At 39.8% G+C, this 16517-nt stretch carries 12 protein-coding genes; 3 read left to right on the top strand and 9 right to left on the bottom strand.

Annotated elements, in window-relative coordinates:
• Positions 1-19 precede the first annotated feature (19 nt).
• Both ABH902_RS11250 and ABH902_RS11255 read right to left on the bottom strand, forming a co-directional pair.
• Positions 20-673, bottom strand: a complete 654-nt coding sequence (locus ABH902_RS11250) for a DUF1266 domain-containing protein (protein ID WP_404590813.1) — start codon at positions 671-673, stop codon at positions 20-22.
• Between the two features lie 382 nt (positions 674-1055).
• Positions 1056-2027, bottom strand: coding sequence for a ribose-phosphate diphosphokinase (locus ABH902_RS11255; protein WP_154776890.1), 972 nt, complete (start codon positions 2025-2027; stop codon positions 1056-1058).
• A 642-nt stretch (positions 2028-2669) separates the two neighbouring features.
• On the opposite strand from ABH902_RS11255, the gene ABH902_RS11260 reads away from it, so the two are divergent.
• Positions 2670-6542, top strand: coding sequence for a 5'-nucleotidase C-terminal domain-containing protein (locus ABH902_RS11260; protein ID WP_404590814.1), 3873 nt, complete (start codon positions 2670-2672; stop codon positions 6540-6542).
• Between the two features lie 67 nt (positions 6543-6609).
• Here ABH902_RS11260 and ABH902_RS11265 read toward each other — a convergent pair whose 3' ends face one another.
• The 7 genes from ABH902_RS11265 to glmU all read right to left on the bottom strand — a co-directional run bounded on the left by ABH902_RS11265 (position 6610) and on the right by glmU (position 12541).
• The gene (locus ABH902_RS11265; protein ID WP_404590815.1) at positions 6610-7713 is read right to left on the bottom strand and encodes an ABC transporter substrate-binding protein; all 1104 of its coding nucleotides are present in this window, start codon (positions 7711-7713) and stop codon (positions 6610-6612) included.
• Positions 7713-8507 (bottom strand): ABC transporter ATP-binding protein, encoded by a 795-nt coding sequence (locus ABH902_RS11270; protein ID WP_404590816.1) that lies wholly within the window; start codon positions 8505-8507, stop codon positions 7713-7715. Before ABH902_RS11270 ends, ABH902_RS11265 begins: the two co-directional genes overlap by 1 nt.
• Positions 8507-9478: a FecCD family ABC transporter permease gene (locus ABH902_RS11275; protein ID WP_404590817.1), complete on the bottom strand. Its 972-nt coding sequence runs from the start codon at positions 9476-9478 to the stop codon at positions 8507-8509. The genes ABH902_RS11270 and ABH902_RS11275 overlap by 1 nt, the downstream gene beginning before the upstream one ends.
• Before the next feature lie 43 nt (positions 9479-9521).
• Complete coding sequence (locus ABH902_RS11280) at positions 9522-10274, bottom strand: class I SAM-dependent methyltransferase (protein ID WP_404590818.1); 753 nt, start codon at positions 10272-10274, stop codon at positions 9522-9524.
• Positions 10275-10284: 10 nt separating this feature from the next.
• Positions 10285-10620: a cupin domain-containing protein gene (locus ABH902_RS11285; protein WP_154776895.1), complete on the bottom strand. Its 336-nt coding sequence runs from the start codon at positions 10618-10620 to the stop codon at positions 10285-10287.
• Between the two features lie 12 nt (positions 10621-10632).
• On the bottom strand, positions 10633-10947 hold the full coding sequence (locus tag ABH902_RS11290) for an AraC family ligand binding domain-containing protein (protein WP_404590819.1): 315 nt from the start codon (positions 10945-10947) through the stop codon (positions 10633-10635).
• 217 nt (positions 10948-11164) lie between these two features.
• A complete protein-coding gene (gene glmU / locus ABH902_RS11295) occupies positions 11165-12541 on the bottom strand; it encodes a bifunctional UDP-N-acetylglucosamine diphosphorylase/glucosamine-1-phosphate N-acetyltransferase GlmU (RefSeq protein ID WP_404590820.1) in 1377 nt (458 codons plus the stop codon).
• A 774-nt stretch (positions 12542-13315) separates the two neighbouring features.
• Between glmU and ABH902_RS11300 the strand changes: the two genes are divergently transcribed.
• Both ABH902_RS11300 and ABH902_RS11305 read left to right on the top strand, forming a co-directional pair.
• On the top strand, positions 13316-13963 hold the full coding sequence (locus ABH902_RS11300) for a FusB/FusC family EF-G-binding protein (RefSeq protein WP_404590821.1): 648 nt from the start codon (positions 13316-13318) through the stop codon (positions 13961-13963).
• A gap of 221 nt (positions 13964-14184) precedes the next feature.
• On the top strand, positions 14185-15663 hold the full coding sequence (locus tag ABH902_RS11305) for a glucosyltransferase domain-containing protein (RefSeq protein ID WP_404590822.1): 1479 nt from the start codon (positions 14185-14187) through the stop codon (positions 15661-15663).
• The last annotated feature ends 854 nt before the right edge of the window (positions 15664-16517 follow it).

The following is a 16517-nucleotide window of genomic DNA, read 5'->3' on the forward strand; positions in this document are numbered from 1 at the left end:
TTATATCTAAATAATTCTACTATTTTCCTAAAGGATATTTATCAAAAAGGTTTTGTTTTGTCTTTTTAATTGTCAAATAATCTTCAAGGATTGGATAATACCAGTTAGTAGATTGTGCAGTGTTTTCATTCGTATAGCTGATTATATAATCATCCCAGCTATTATAATGCTCGCTGGCTAAAGCATATAATTGCTCTAAATAATGCCATGCTTGCTCTTCCGTCAGCAAGCCAAGTGTAAAGCAAACACGAGTCATATAGCCCAGACGCTCTAAATCAAACGCACCAGTGTCATTAATATTTTCTAAGCTCTGCAATAGTGCGCTGCCATCCATTTCACTTTTCTTACTTGCTTTTTCGATTTCTTTTTGGATTTTCGCCTTCACTTCAGGTGCTGTTACCGAAGTATAACTATTGCTGGAAATCCAGCTTTCGATTAAATTTCTAGCATCATTTCCATTTGAAATACCAAACATTGGTAACCAATATTTTTGTGAATTCTTTATCTCTTTAGAAGTGTAGTAAAATTTTAGATACTCAGGACGAGCTACGCCTCTAACTACCGCATGATTTGACACTCCAGCACCGATACAAAGTAATTTTTCTTTATCGGCTGGAAACTTGTTAAAATCTTCGATCTCCTTTGGTACTTCATACTTCTTTTTAAAAAACATACACTTACTTCCCCCTTTATTTTTCTCAGTATATGATAGCATTTAATTCTTATTGATTCCAATCTGTTTTTTATCAATTTATTATTTTAAAAACAATATAATTTACAAATTATATAAAAAACATGCTAAAAACAATATTAAACGAGCGTTTTTCCTATCAATTTACAAAAAAATAAATAACGAGGCAAAAACAATTGTTTTTTAAATAGTTCATGACATTATTAATAATTCACAAGAAAAAGGACGAGAGCGAGACAAAACTAAAAAAACAGTTTTGCCTCGCTCTCTATTTACGAATAAACGGCGGCAGCAGAAGCAACTCCTTTTTATTTCTCGGAGTTAAACGCTTCTGTTCCAGCCTCGTCTTTTTCAATTATCTTTCTTAACGATGCTTTGTTTCAAATAATGGACTTACAGGTTTATTTTCATGAATTCGTTTGATGGCATCCCCGATTAACTCACCAACACTGACTTCATCAATTTTTTCGATTTTACGATCGTCTGACAGGTAAATAGAATCTGTTACCACTAAACGTTCAATCGCAGAATCCTCAATACGTTGTAAAGCAGGTCCAGACAACACTGGATGTGTGCATGAAGCATAAACATCTTTCGCTCCAGCTTCTTTCAATGCATTAGCTGCCAATGAAATAGTTCCCGCTGTATCGATCATGTCGTCAATCAACACACAGGTTTTACCTTCTACATGACCAATAATGTTCATTACTTCTGCAACGTTTGCTTTCGGACGACGTTTGTCAATGATAGCAATCGGTGATTTTAAATACTCAGCCAACTTACGAGCACGAGTCACACCGCCGTGGTCAGGCGATACAACAACGACATCATCCCCTTTAATATCACGCTCAAGGAAATAATCTGCAATCAATGGCGCTCCCATTAAATGATCCACTGGAATATCGAAAAATCCTTGGATTTGGACAGCGTGCAGATCCAATGTCAACATTCTTGTTGCGCCTGCTTTTTCAAGCATATTTGCGACAAGCTTCGCTGTAATTGGTTCACGGGCACGAGCTTTACGGTCTTGACGTGCATAGCCGTAGTAAGGCATCACGACATTAATCGTTTTAGCGCTGGCACGTTTTAATGCATCAATCATAATCAATAATTCCATCAAGTTGTCGTTGACTGGACTGCTGGTTGATTGAATAACATACACATGAGAACCACGAATACTTTCTTCGATATTTACTTGAATTTCACCATCACTAAATTGAGTAACGGATGATTTTCCTAGCTCAACACCCACAGCTTCCGCAATTTTTTCGGCTAATGGACGATTGGAGTTAAGAGAAAAAATCTTCAATCTTGGATCAAAATAATGTTTTGACATGGGGACCTCCGCTTTCTTTTACTGAACAATAGTTTCCTTTTAAATAGTAGTCACTTTTTCCAAATAAATCAAGTGATTTTGAGGGATTCATTGAAATTAATACGATTTTCTCATAAAAACAGAACCTTTTTTCCCTGAAAAAAATCAAGAGAACTAAAAATAAATAAGGAATGTTATTTCCCTCTAAAAATTCAGAAGTTTTTAATGACAATCTTTAGAATTTATATTACTATTTAAATATATTTTTATATGAAAGCGCATTATTTATTTCTTTACAGCAAAACCCAAGGAAAGAAATGAGCTGATGACGATCGGTGCAAGACTTGCTGTGAATCACAGTGAAAGAAATGAGTTGATGATGAACAGTACAAGACTTGCTGTGAATCACAGTGAAATGAAATTGAGCTGATGATGAACAGTACAAGACTTGCTGTGAATCACAACGAAATGAAATTGAGCTGATGATGAACAGTACAAGACTTTCGCAAGAAAGTGTTGATCATTATTGTTATCTAGCTGCACAAATCAATCCTTAGGAAAATAGATAAATTGCCAGTGAGACAAGAAGCGTCTCAATGTCAATTTCCTAATTTTCTACAGGATTAAGCGATTTGTTCCGCTTTTATATTAAGGAGGAATTTTGTGAAAAAATCTGTTTTGAAGAATCTACGTCTAGGGTTACAGGTACTGATGGTCAGTACCTTATTGGCGGGGACTTCCGCCTCAACGGTTTTGGCGATTGAAAATTCGTCGAACAGCACCACAGAATTTGGCACGTCTGCTGCAACAGAGAGGACTAGTCAGTCAAGTGCTTCAAGCAACACGCAAGCCACGGAATCAGCAGTCGCAGACTCTGAAGCAAAAGCTGCGGAGGACACTTCTGCTACAAAGAAAATCACTATTTTAGGCACTTCTGATGTTCATGGTCAGCTTTGGAACTGGTCTTACGAAGACGACAAGCAAACACCTGTCGGTCTTTCTCAAGTAAGCTCAGTTGTCAAAAATGTTCGTGCAGAAAATCCAAACGGCACTCTTCTGATTGACAATGGGGATGTGAATCAGGGAACTATTTTAACAGATGATCTATATAATAAAGCACCTTTAGTTCAACAACCGAATCCGATGATTAAAGCCATGAATTATATGCAGTACGATGCGATGGTTTTAGGAAATCATGAGTTTAATTTTGGCCTGGATTTGATTAAAAAGCTTGAAAGCGAAGCGAATTTTCCAATTCTATCGGCAAACACCTATGAAAAAAGTACGAATAACCATTTCGTTGGTAGCACCGTAAAAAAAGAGCTTGATCTAGACGGTGATGGCACCAAGGATATCACCGTGGGAATTATCGGATTGACAACTCCGCAAATTCCATTGTGGGATGGCGCTAAGGTAGATAGCCTTTCCTTTAAACCTTTAAAAGAAGAAGCAGAAAAAGCAGTCGCTGAATTACAAGGCGACACAGATCTGATTATCGCTTCTATTCATGCTGGACGACAAAATTCTGATCCTGCTGCCAGTGCCGATCAGGTCATTGCCAATGTTGCCGGCATTGATGCGTATATTTTAGGTCACGATCACCGTTCTTTTGCAGAACTGCTGCAAGGACCAAACGGACTTGTTCCGGTCGGCGGACCAAAGGATACAGGCACAGAGCTGGTTCGACTGGATTTGTCGGTTGAAAAAAATAATGATAAATGGCAAGTAGCCACCACCAATGCTGCCATCGTTGATACTAAAACGGTTGCTGCTGATGAGGAATTAAAGGCACAAACAAAAACCTATCATGATAAAACCAGAAGCTTTATTTCCGAAAAAATCGGTACAGCCAGCGGTGATTTTTTACCGCCGGAAGAGATCAAGGGGATTCCGGAGGCGCAGCTACAGCCGACTGCGATGATTTCGCTAATTAACAATGTACAGCGCAAAGCCACTGGCGCACAATTAGCTGCTTCTGCTCTCTTTAAAGCTGATAGCAAGCTTAACGCCGGCGACATCTCCTATTCCAATATTTTTGATATTTATAAATACCCAAATACACTGGTCAGCGTGAATATTACTGGCGCGAATCTCCTGAAATACATGGAAAATCAAGCCGATTATTACAATGCCCCCGGACCGGATGATTTAACGATTAGTTTCAATCCAAACATTCGCGTATATAACTACGATATTATTTCTGGTGTTACCTACAAGATTGATCTGTCGAAACCAAGCGGCAGTCGCATTGTCAATCCCACAATTGAAGGAAATCCGGTAGATCCTACAGCAACCTATACCATGGCTATGAATAACTACCGCTATGAAGGGCTGTTAGCTCAAGGAATTGTTACAGAGGATCCACTTGTTGAAACAGATCCGGAAACTCTGCGCGGACTGATTGCTGATTATATTCGTGAAAAACAAACCATTAATCCAGAGGAAGAAATTGAACAGAACTGGGAAATTATCGGTTACCATTTCGATCAAAAATGGCGTGATTTAGCCGTAAAGCTAGTCAATGAAGACGTTTTGAAAACTGAACCCGCACCAGATGGTCGGACACCAAATGTCAAACCAATCACTAAGCAGGACGTACTGAATGCTGGCTACAGCCCGGAGGATACACAGACAGACACTGTCACGATTATGCATACCAATGATGTTCATGGTCGTTTAGAGGGCAACGGCAACGATGTTTTAGGCATGGCACGGCTAAAAACCTATAAAGATCAAGTCAATCCTGATCTAATGATTGATGTCGGTGATGCTTTCCAAGGGCTGCCTATCTCGAATTTTTCAAACGGAATGGATATGGCAAAAGTAATGAATGAGGTCGGCTATGATGCCATGGCTGTGGGAAATCACGAGTTTGATTTTGGCTTTGATACAGCAATGAGCTACAAAGCTGCTTTAAATTTCCCGCTGTTGTCCAACAATACCTTTAAAGATGGCCAGCTTGCTTTTGAACCGTATAAAATTATTGAAAAAAACGGAAAGACCTATGCGATTATCGGAGTCACTACTCCGGAAACAGCAACCAAAACGCATCCGAAAAATGTCGTTGGCGTTACCTTTGGTGATCCAATTACAGAAACAAAGAAATCAATTAATGAAATTAAAGCATCCGGCAAAGCGATTGATGCTTATATCATTGCCGGACATTTGGGAATTGATGAAACAACACCTCATGAATGGCGTGGCGATACTTTAGCAGAAGCGTTGAGTAAAGAATTCACAGAAAATATTACTGTATTGGATGGTCACTCACATACCGCAGTTGATGGCGGCAAACGTTTCGGCAATGTCCTTTACACGCAGACAGGCAACTATTTAAATAACGTTGGGTTAGCAACAATCAATTTAGCAGATCCTAGTCAAAAAGCAGCTTCATTGACCTCTGCCAAATCCTTAGCTGATCTTGCTGAAAATCCTGCTGTGAAAGCCTTGGTTGACGAAGCTAGAGCAAACTTCGAAGCATGGGGCTCAGAAACAGTCATTGAAAATAACCCGTATCAATTAAACGGTGAGCGCGATAATGTCCGTACACGCGAAACAAATTTAGGTAATTTAATTGGCGATGCTATGCTTGCCTACGGTCAAACAGGCTTCAGTCATCCTTCTGACTTCGCGGTTTCAAATGGTGGCGGTATTCGTGCCAATATTGAACCAGGCAAGGTCACTGTCGGCGATATTATTTCGGTACTGCCTTTTGGGAACTCTATTTCTCAAATTAAGGTCAGTGGTGCTCAGGTTAAAGAAATGTTCGAGCTGTCCTTACGCTCTATGGCGCAAAAAGATGCGGACGGCAATGTTATTCTTGATGAGTATAAACAGCCAAAACTAGGCGCAAACGGTGGTTTCCTACATGTTTCCAGCACGATTCACGTTTATTATGATTCCACCAAACGCGGCTCCTTATTGCCAGCAGATGACGGCAATGACACAGACAAAACCATCGTTGGTGAACGTGTGCTGCAAATTGATATGCAAGACCGCAAAACTGGTAAATTTGCACCTATTGATGACAAAGCCACTTATTATATGGCAACAAATGACTTTTTAGCTGCCGGCGGCGACGGCTACGACATGCTGGGTGGCGAACGAGAAGAAGGACCGTCACTGGATACTGTATTAATGGATTATATGCAAGGCGCGACTAAACTACGTCTTTATAGAGCAGAAACTAACGTGGACTTGGCTAAATACAAAGAGCCTTTTCCTGGTGAACGCATTATTTCCATTTCTGAAGCTGACTTTAAAGTTCAAGGCAAACCGGATCCAAAACCAGTACCGACGCCAGACCCTAAACCGAACCCAGACCCAGATCCGAAACCGAATGATCCAACAGCTCCGGCAACCTCGGATGATGACGATCCAAGTACGTCAGAACCTAAGGAAAAGCCAAACAAAAAAACCGGAACTTATCCAAAAATGGGTGAAGCGATTCTTGCTTATTCCGGACTTGGCCTCGCAGTTATTGGTGCATCAGGTTATCTCATTTATGCGTACAACCGGAAACGTAAAGCTGGCTAACTAACTATTAAAAAAACAATAAAGCCAAAACGGGATTCGTTTTGGCTTTATTGTTTTTTAGCGATTCCTATTGAAACGCCAAACGTCCGACATTACTTTGCGGATTAAGAATTTGTTTTACCTGCTCTTTCGTCAACTCAAGTCCGTAGAATTCTTTGTAATAGTCAGTCATTTTTTCTTCTAAATTAATATCCTTAAATTGCTCCGGATAGGTATTTTTCGCTAACCACCACAAGGTTAACGGTGCATCGGTTGAAGGTGGCCACCAGCGATGAATCCCTAATGGGAACTTGTAAACTTCTTTGTTTTGAACCGCTTCAATGCTACTCCAATCATGTCCTTCAATCGCAGTATTGTTATACAAATCCTCCGGCATCACTGAAGTTAATGTGGACAAGAAGATTTTTTGCGGCTGCCATTCATAGACCTGCTCCATATTGACTGCGTTCTTTTTCGCAGATAAAGCCACGTTATTGCCGCCAGTAATGTCTACCCAATATTCGCCAAAGGTACCTTTACCAGCAACCGTCAATGTTCCTTCGTTGTAGTGCGCAATCTGCATGACATCGACTCGTTCATTTTCCGGAATTGCGGCAATTCGTTTTTTAATTTCTGTTTCGGTTTCTTTTCCATATTCCACAATACCGGTTACTTTACTTTTCGCTTGGAAAATTTCTTCAAATTGATCCAGCCATTTTTCTGTCGTTGCCAACGGACTTACTCCGCCCGCTGTTGGTGAAAAACCAACTGCCGGGATCCCCGTTTCTTTCAGCTTCTCTGTATTCTCTTCACCAGAATAAAAGATAATATCCGGCTCAAGGTTCATTAGCTCTTCCATGTTGATTGATCCGTTTTTATAAGCATCGGTTGAAACCTTTAATATCCCCGGCGCATAGTCTGCCAAAATGGAATTTTCTGCGGCATTTAATGAATCCGGCGGCATCACGACTAAATTATCTACATTGCCCCCTTGATACACAGCCAGCACTGAAGGCAGTGGCAGCAATTCCAAAATTGCGACTTTTTCAATCTTGTCAGGTAAGGTTACTTCCTTGCCATAGTGATCCACAATCACTCTAGCTTCGGTTTTTGCTTCTTCTTTGCCTTGATTACAGGCAGTCATCCAAAACAAACTCAGCACAGCTAGCGCCATTAACCCAAATTTTTTCATTAATTTTCTCCTTTTAGTAATTCTAATGCCATAATTGTTTGATAATAGCTGTCTTCATAAGGCTGTTCAGCAATATCTACCTTCACCTTAAATAGACGCTCTAAATTTTCTTTGTTTACAACTTCCTTGGTCTTACCGGTTACTGCCGGTTCATTTTTATAAACCAGCACTGTTTTATCAGCAATCTTTAAGCTATGTTCAGGATAATGTGTGTTGAAAATGCACGCAATTTGATGCTCCTTCGCTAAACGTTCCATTAATTGTAAAACTAACAGTTGATTGCGAAAATCAAGGTTCGACTCCGGCTCATCCAAAATCAGGCATTTAGGCTCCGCACACAATGCACGAGCTACCAGTATCATTTGAAATTGCCCGCCACTCAGCTCCTGACAAGTTTTATGCGCTAAATCAGCTACGCCGACTACTTTCATTGCTTCCAGTGCTTTTTGTTCATCCAACTTTGAAGGTTTGCCAAAGGAACCAATGTACACATTTCGTCCCATTAAAACAAAATCCTTTACCGTAAATGAAGGGGCCTTTTTCGCTTGCGGAACATACGCAATTTTCTGCCAAAACTCCCGTAACGGCAGTTCCTTTACTGGCTGCTTATCTAGATAAGCACCTCCTGTTTTAAAGGGGAGTAAATTCATGATACAGCGCAGCAAAGTGGTTTTCCCGACTCCGTTTGGTCCCATAATAGCTAAGATTTCGCCATCTTTCACATCGAAAGATACATCTTCCCATAATAAAGAATGATTGTAGGCAAAACTGCCTGTCCGGACACTTAATTCCATTACCAATTCCCTCCCGTTCTTTTCAGTAAAAAGATAAAACAAGGTGCGCCAATAATTGCCGTCAAGATAGAAATCGGAATTTCAGAGGAAATCATTGTCCGAGCCATAGTATCAATCACCACAAGAAAGGTGACGCCTAAGCTGATCGCCGCCGGAATCGCTTTTTGATTATTATTTCCAAACAGCATGCGACTGACGTGGGGAATCAGCAGACCAACCCAGCCAATTTGACCACAAACAGAAACAACCGCAGCTGTAATAAAGGTGGCAGCCAATATCAGCAATAAACGTAATCGCGACACATTTACGCCTAAAGAACGTGCCTCGTCTTCTGTCAGCATTAACAGATTCGTTTTCCAGCGCAACAAATACACGACCACCATACTCACTGCGATAAAGGGAAAACAAACCAGCAGGCTGCGGTACGTTGTATTGCTGAGACTCCCCATTAACCAATAAGTAATGGCCGGCAGCCGTTCTTCGGTATCGACCACATATTTAATCAACGAAACGCCCGCTTGAAACAGCGAGGAAATAACCAGACCGGACAGCACCAGCATAATCGTCGTTCGTTCGCCCTTGGTGGTACTGACAAAATACGTTAACGCCAACGCTAACAAGCCAAACAACAGCGCGGACCACTGCACTAGCCATAAATTAACCCCAATCGCCAAAGCAATTGCCGCACCAAAGCTAGCACCAGAAGCTACGCCGATCGTATCTGGTGAAACGAGCGGATTCGCAAAAATACTTTGCAGACAAATGCCCGCAATCGCCAAACCAGCGCCGCAAAGCATGGCAATCAACACACGCGGTAGACGCATATTCACCACAACCGTCACTGCTTGCTGACTCACACTTTCACCAAAATGAAAAAAATGGTTTAGCAACACTTGAAACGACTCCGTCAAGGAAAGAGAATAACGCCCCATCCCTAAACAAATTAAGCCGGTAATAAAAGGTACAGCCAAAAGAAAAAGCCACCAGACAACCCTTTTCATATTCTTCATGAAACTATTTCGTCGCGCAATGAACAATATAGCGCATCACTTTCTGTTGTTTTCTAAAGTAGCGGAACATCTCAAGAAACTGTGTCCGATTTTTCGCCTTCAAGCCATTTTTAATAATGGTGAAGGTTCCTGTTATTCCTTCATCCCGCAGCATGCCGCTGGGACTCATTAACGACATCGGACCTACTTGATAATCCACTTTGGCAAAGCCAGTTGTTTGATAATGTTTTTGCCAGTTTGTCACACTTAATGGTGATACTCTGGTTTTAATTGTTTTACTCAATGCTTCTTTTTCCGCCTCTTGTCCTTCCGGTAAACTAATATCATGAGTCAATAGATGACCTCCAGGCTTTAATACACGATGATATTCTGCCAGCGCCTTAGCTTTCGCATGATCATCCAGCATGGTTAACATCGCTTCATTAATTACAATATCAAAGGTGTTATCCGCAAAAGGCAATTTTAGCGCGTTTCCTGTTTGTACAGTGACCCGTTCCTGCAGCTGTTCTTTCTCAATCGCCGCTTGTGCTTTGGCTACGGCTTCCTGGTCAATGTCTACGCCAATGATAGAACAAGGATGGTTTTTAGCAAGCTCGATTAAGGTTGTTCCCATATTGCATGCCACTTCCAGTACCTTGGTTTCCTTTGTAAACTGAACCTGTTCTAGCAGCCAGCTGGTTGCTTTAATTCCGCCCGGACGCAGCCGTTTTTTCCCCAGCTCCGCTAAAAATATATGCCCGATTTTCTTCGTTCCCATGTCGATCTCCTTATTGAGGTTTTACTACAACCAAAAGCATTTGGAACGCTTCTACTGCATGTAGTGCATGGCGGATATTCGCTGGCAGTACGATTGATTCTCCAGCACTCACCAAATATTTGTCTTCGTCGATAGTAATTTCCGCTTTGCCGCTTAAAATATTTACCATAGCGTCGCCTTTTGAAGAGTGTCCGCCAATGCTTTGGCCTTCATCCAACGCAAAAACAGACATTCCTAAATCATCTCTTTGAACAAGCGTCATACTTGAAACCTGATCTTCTTCTACAGGTACTTCTTTCTTTAAATCTAATACTTTACTATGAGGAATTTTTTCAATATAATTCATGTTTCTACTCTCCTATTTCGTTTCGATTTGTAAAAATTTGCACTCATCAATACCGTAAATTTCATGTAACGTATTTGGTGCAACAACTAGCATTTCCCCTTGTGACAAAACATACTTGTTTCCTTCCAAAGCAACTTCCAGTGAACCATCAATAATTTGGATGATTTTCGTTAAACTCGTCATCTCAGCGCTAATACTTTCTGCTTTTGCGACTGAATAGATAACCAAAGGCAATTCTATCTCTAAGCGCTTACTCAAAGAACGACTGCGGATCTGACCGTTACCATACTTAATTAACTCTGCCAATCGAATGGGCTTGTTTCGCATAATTTCTCCCTCTCTAATTGATAATGATTCTCATTACCAATTAATCATACCATAAAAAAAGTGCAGGAACACATATTTTTTTGTGTAAAAATTACTTTTTTAGTAGTAAAACATTTCACAATACAAATAAACTATCAATAGAGCTAATAAAAAACGAACTGAATCTCTTAAAAAGATTTCCAGTTCGTTTATTTGTTTATAAAACAATTTCTATTTTTTAATCATTTAAATATGGCAATTTTTTCGCATAGCCTGCTTTGTTTTCTTGTCTCGCTCGAGCAATTGCCAAATCATATTCTTTTACATCTTCTGTTATCGTGGAGCCCGCAGCTATAACAGAGTTTGCGTCAACCATGACCGGCGCAATTAAATTCGTTGCAGAACCGATAAAGGCATGATCGCCTACAGTGGTGCGGTGTTTATTTTTTCCATCGTAGTTAACAAAAACTACGCCGCAGCCGACATTAATATCTTTACCTAAATCAGCATCGCCAACATAGGTTAAATGACCGACTTTGGTATGCTCTGCAATTGTCGCGTTTTTAACTTCAACAAAATTTCCTACATGAACATGTTCACCTACATCGGCTTTTGGACGTAAATGAGCAAAGGGTCCGATATCTGCATTCTTGCGAACAATACTTTGTTCTATGACCGATTGAGAAATTTTAACATTGTCTTCGATGATGCTGTCCACAATTTCAGAATGAGCGCCAATAAAGCAATCTTCACCAATTACTGTTTTTCCCTTAATTTGTACACCTGCTTCGATCACGGTATCGGAACCGATCACCACACCTTCATCAATATAGGTAGTTGCCGCATCAACAAAAGTCACGCCGTTCATCATATGCATCTTGTTTAAACGCTGGTGCATAATTTGATTAGCTAAAGCCAATGCTACACGATCATTAATGCCCATCGCTTCTTCAAAATCAGCCATTTGATAAGCCGCAACTGCTTTACCTTCTTTTTTAAGGATTTCAATAATATCTGTTAAATAATATTCTCCCTGTGCATTGTTGGTATTAATTTTAGATAGCGCATGAAAAAGAGCTTCATTATCAAAACAGAAAGTACCAGTATTAATTTCTTGAACACGTGCTTCTTGCTCAGTCGCATCCTTTTGTTCAACGATTTTTTCAACGATTCCCACATGATCGCGGATAATGCGGCCATAGCCGGTAGGATCTTCTGCATGTGCCGTTAAAATTGTCGCACTAGCATTTTTTCCTTGATGATAATCAAAAAGATTCGTTAGTGTTTCAGCCGTTAATAGCGGTGTATCGCCTGTAATAACCAGAGTAGTCCCTTTTTTACCGGCTAAAAGTGCTTCTGCTTGTAAAACAGCATGTCCCGTTCCTAATTGTTCTGCCTGCAGTGCATATTGACTACGTTCTCCTAGATGGCTTTTGATTGCTTCAGCCCCATGCCCCACGATCGTTACGACTTCACTCGGATTGGTTTTTTCGACCTGATCCATGATGTGTTCCACCATTGGTTTACCGGCTACCGGATGTAAGACCTTGTAAAGCTTTGATTTCATACGTGTGCCTTTACCAGCTGCAAGGATAATGACATATCTGTTTTCCAATTGTTTCACTCCTATTAATTTGAATTTATATTCTGTTCATTGTTTTTATGCGTAAATTAGAGCCATGTTTTAGTTTAGCCTACTCCTTAGTCTTTTTCAACTGAACCAATTTGTTTTTTGCTATACCAATTAGGGCAATGTGCGTTATAATAGGAGAAAATTTGCTGTGAAACACAGAGAATGAAATGAGCTGATGTAGAACAGTACGAGACTTTCGCAGAAAGTGTCGATCATTATTGATATCCAGCTGCATGAGCTGACTCCTCGGGAAAAAGATAAAAGCTGTTTGTGACAGAAAGCGTCACAATCATCTTTTCCTATTTGCTGAGAATCACAACGAAAGAAATGAGTTGATGATGAACAGTACAAGACTTTCGTAAGAAAGTGTTGTACCTTTTTGAAGAGCTGAACGAGCCTGTTCCGCTTTTGCTGTGAAACACAGTGAATGAAATGAGCTGATGTAGAACAGTACGAGACTTTCGCAGAAAGTGTCGATCATTATTGATATCCAGCTGCATGAGCCAGCCTTTCGGGAAAAAGATAAAAATCGTTTGTGGCAGAAAGCACCACAATCGATTTTTCCTATTTTCCGTCAAGGCTAAGCGGCTCATTCCGCTTTTATTTTAAGGGGGTGATAATATGATACTTTTTGCTATGCGCGTATCTCAATCAAAAGCCCAGTTTGGTTTTCATTGTTAAGATACTTTGGTTGTTGGAAGGATCTCCTTTGACGCAAAGTATCTTGTCACTTGACTGAGAGAGAGGAAATCCATTATGAATAAACAAATACAACCTTATCATTATAATTTTATAAGAAAACAAGCACATATTTTATTACAGGCTCATTTATCCGTAAATGATAAAAATACTATCAAAACGCTACAGGCCGTGGTTTTAGAAAAAATCAACGCGCAGTTTGGCAACAAGTACGAGGAATTTCAGCCGTTGTTAACCGGCTTTTTGGAAGCAGCTACCTCCAAGCCACGATTAGAGCAATATTTAGAGGGCGTAAAAGAAGCGGTGATTCCTTTTGACCCGCCGTCCAAACAGCAATTGACAAAACTGTTTAAAAAGACGAAAAAACTGAAAATTCCAGATTGGGAAACATTAGATTTGCGGGATTACACCTTTTACAGCTGGAACGACAGCGGCAAGCAGCAAAAATTCATCGTCGCTACAATCGACGGCCAGTTTGTCGGGGTTCAAGGAAGCATTTCTCCTACTGTTCAAAAAGGAATTTGCCCAATTTGCCATGAAACTTCAGAGGTCGCCCTTTTTATGTCAAAGGTGAAGGAATCCGGTGACGGTATGTACACTAAGCGCGGTAATTATATCTGCTATGATAGTGACCGCTGTAATCACAATATAGAGCGCAGAGCTGAGTTAGAAGACTTTATAAAAAATGTTGCTTTTACCAGATAAGAATTTTCCGTAAAAATTAACATAAAAAATGATAAGACTCGATCAATTTGAATAGAAGTAGAGGCTAGAACGAAACTAATTTTTAGTTTTTCGTCCTAGCTTTTTTGCAAATCCTAAACAGTCGGCTAGCTTCACTTTCTCCTATTTAAAATTCATTATCTATCAGTTATACTTAATAAGATTACTTATTAATTTAATGAACGAAAGAAGGGCTACCAGGCGTGCAAAAACAACTGAATCAATTATATTACTGGTGTAAAGAAAACAAATCTCTCTTAATTATGACAATCCTTATCTACCAAGCCGCTATTCTGGCTATCGGTGTAGTTAATTTTCCTTATATGGACGATACCGTGCGACAACGGGTCGGAAATACAGATTTCGCTAGTACCTATTCACGATGGGGCAGTGAAATCGGATCTTGGCTGGTTCAGGGCAGTCGTCATTTAACTGATATGGGGCTGGTCACACCCATCCTTACAGGATTTATTTTAGCAGCAGCAAGCATCATTGTTGTCTATACGCTAAATAACCAAAAGCTGCGTGTCCTGCCTTTGGTAGTTTCTACATTAATCGGACTAAATCCTTGGTTTTTACAATGCGTGAGCTTCCGCTTTGACAGCCCATATCTGGCACTGAGTGTCTTTTGCTCTGTTCTGCCGTTTCTTTGGTGGGAAAAACAGCGCGGTTGGTTCTTCGGCTTGTCCGTGCTGAGCATTTTCATGATGTGTAATACGTATCAGGCATCTTCCGGCATTTATATCGTTATGGTCTTGGCACTTTCTTTAAAAACATTGTTAGCCGATAACGCTTTTGTGCCACTGCTTAAAAAAATCATTACCGCTGCCGGTGCCTATATTCTTACCATGCTTCTGTACTTTTTGGAAATGAAGCTCCATCCTGAGCTGGCACAACGCGGCAATAATGTCGTCATTGCCAGTATCACAGAAATCCCTAAAACATTTTTAGCCAACAGTCGTATGTATCCGCACACTATTTTAGATCAAAGCACCAAGGTTTGGGTGATTTTATTTGTTTTGTTAATGATCGCATTTATCGTCACCGGAGTGCAAAAAGCGAACGTCCAGCCTGCAAAAGCACTGCTCTTTCTTGCATTATATTTAGTGTTAGGAGCTATTTTAAGCTATGGTGTATTTTTAATTTTCCCTGAAAAATTAGCGATAGCAGCGCCGCGCTACGCCTATGGTTTTAGTGTATTTGCGACGATTACATTCCTCCTACTTTTAGAGAACCTGGAAACTTATCCTTGGCTTCGGCTGGCAACTAAAGGAATTATCTGTCTACTTTGCTATTATCTGCTGTCATTTCCATTCATTTATGCTTCTTCACTACATTATCAAAAAGAAGCTTTTGAGAGACAAAGTGTTATTTTAGCTGAGGATTTAAAGCAAGTGGTTTCTGCTGATACGAAGAATGTCTATGCAACAATGCTGTTTAAAGATTCACCAGTTTTTATCAATACAGCGAGAAATTATCCAATCTTAACAGATCTGGTTCCAGTCAATTCAGCAATTTTCTTTCCAAATCAGGTATTATTTCGTACCTACAGCGGGATGGATTTAACTATTCTTCCTTTTGAGCTCGATCATTTGGATAAAAAGCAAAGCACATTGAAACTCTCTGATTATTATTATGATATTTATGAAAAAGGACAAGATGTGTACGTCGTCGTTAAATAAAAATAAAGAGTTGTTTCCGATCCTTTTATTCATAATTAGTGGCTAGGTTTGAAGCAAACACCGTGATGGCGAGCCCTTTTCACCAAACAAAATGAAAACAAAAGTGAACGACCTACAAACAATTTCCTGTCAGACTAGAGATGACAGAAGCGACTTGTAGGTCGTTCACTTTTTGAGGCCCTTCTCTAGGGTAACCTTGAGAAACAAACTAGATCATTCTACCCAGATGCCGTTCAAATTTTTGAGATCCGATAGATATTATCAAATATTGAATCACCTCACTCTTCGTGGTTGTCACCATTTTCGGCTTATTTCCGAAGATCTCCAATTCTTCTTGCCTGATCGATGAAGATGAAATCGACACATAGCTATAGTTATTCCCTCCGCGATTACTTGAGGCAAAACATCCTAAACTTTTTTGCTCTCTCCGTTATACATATTTAGAGTATGAGATAAAAGCGTTCTTTGCTTTTGTTTCATACTCTTTTATGCATTTTTTCTTGTTATAGCACTTAGCCTAGGTTAGTAACCGTTTGTGTAGACGAAGCCAGCTCTCGGCAACTTCTAGGAGTGAGGCTTATGGCTTTGTGTTATGAGGCTAGGGTCTAAAAAGGAAAGTAGCTTTTAACTTATGTTAGCTAAGATTAATTGCCAGAAAACGATATAAAACTAAATTATTTGTAATATTTAGATATTATATATCGCAACATTTAATTGTACTATACATAAAAAATCATGATTTAATTTCGATGTTCCCATTTATATAAAATTACTTCCAAATAAATAATAAAAAATAAAAGAAATTCACATCAATTGCTTATAATATAATTTATAAAAAACCTTTTAATTGTACC

The sequence above is a fragment of the Enterococcus sp. UD-01 genome (assembly GCF_044909655.1).
Taxonomy (GTDB): Bacteria; Bacillota; Bacilli; order Lactobacillales; family Enterococcaceae; genus Enterococcus_L.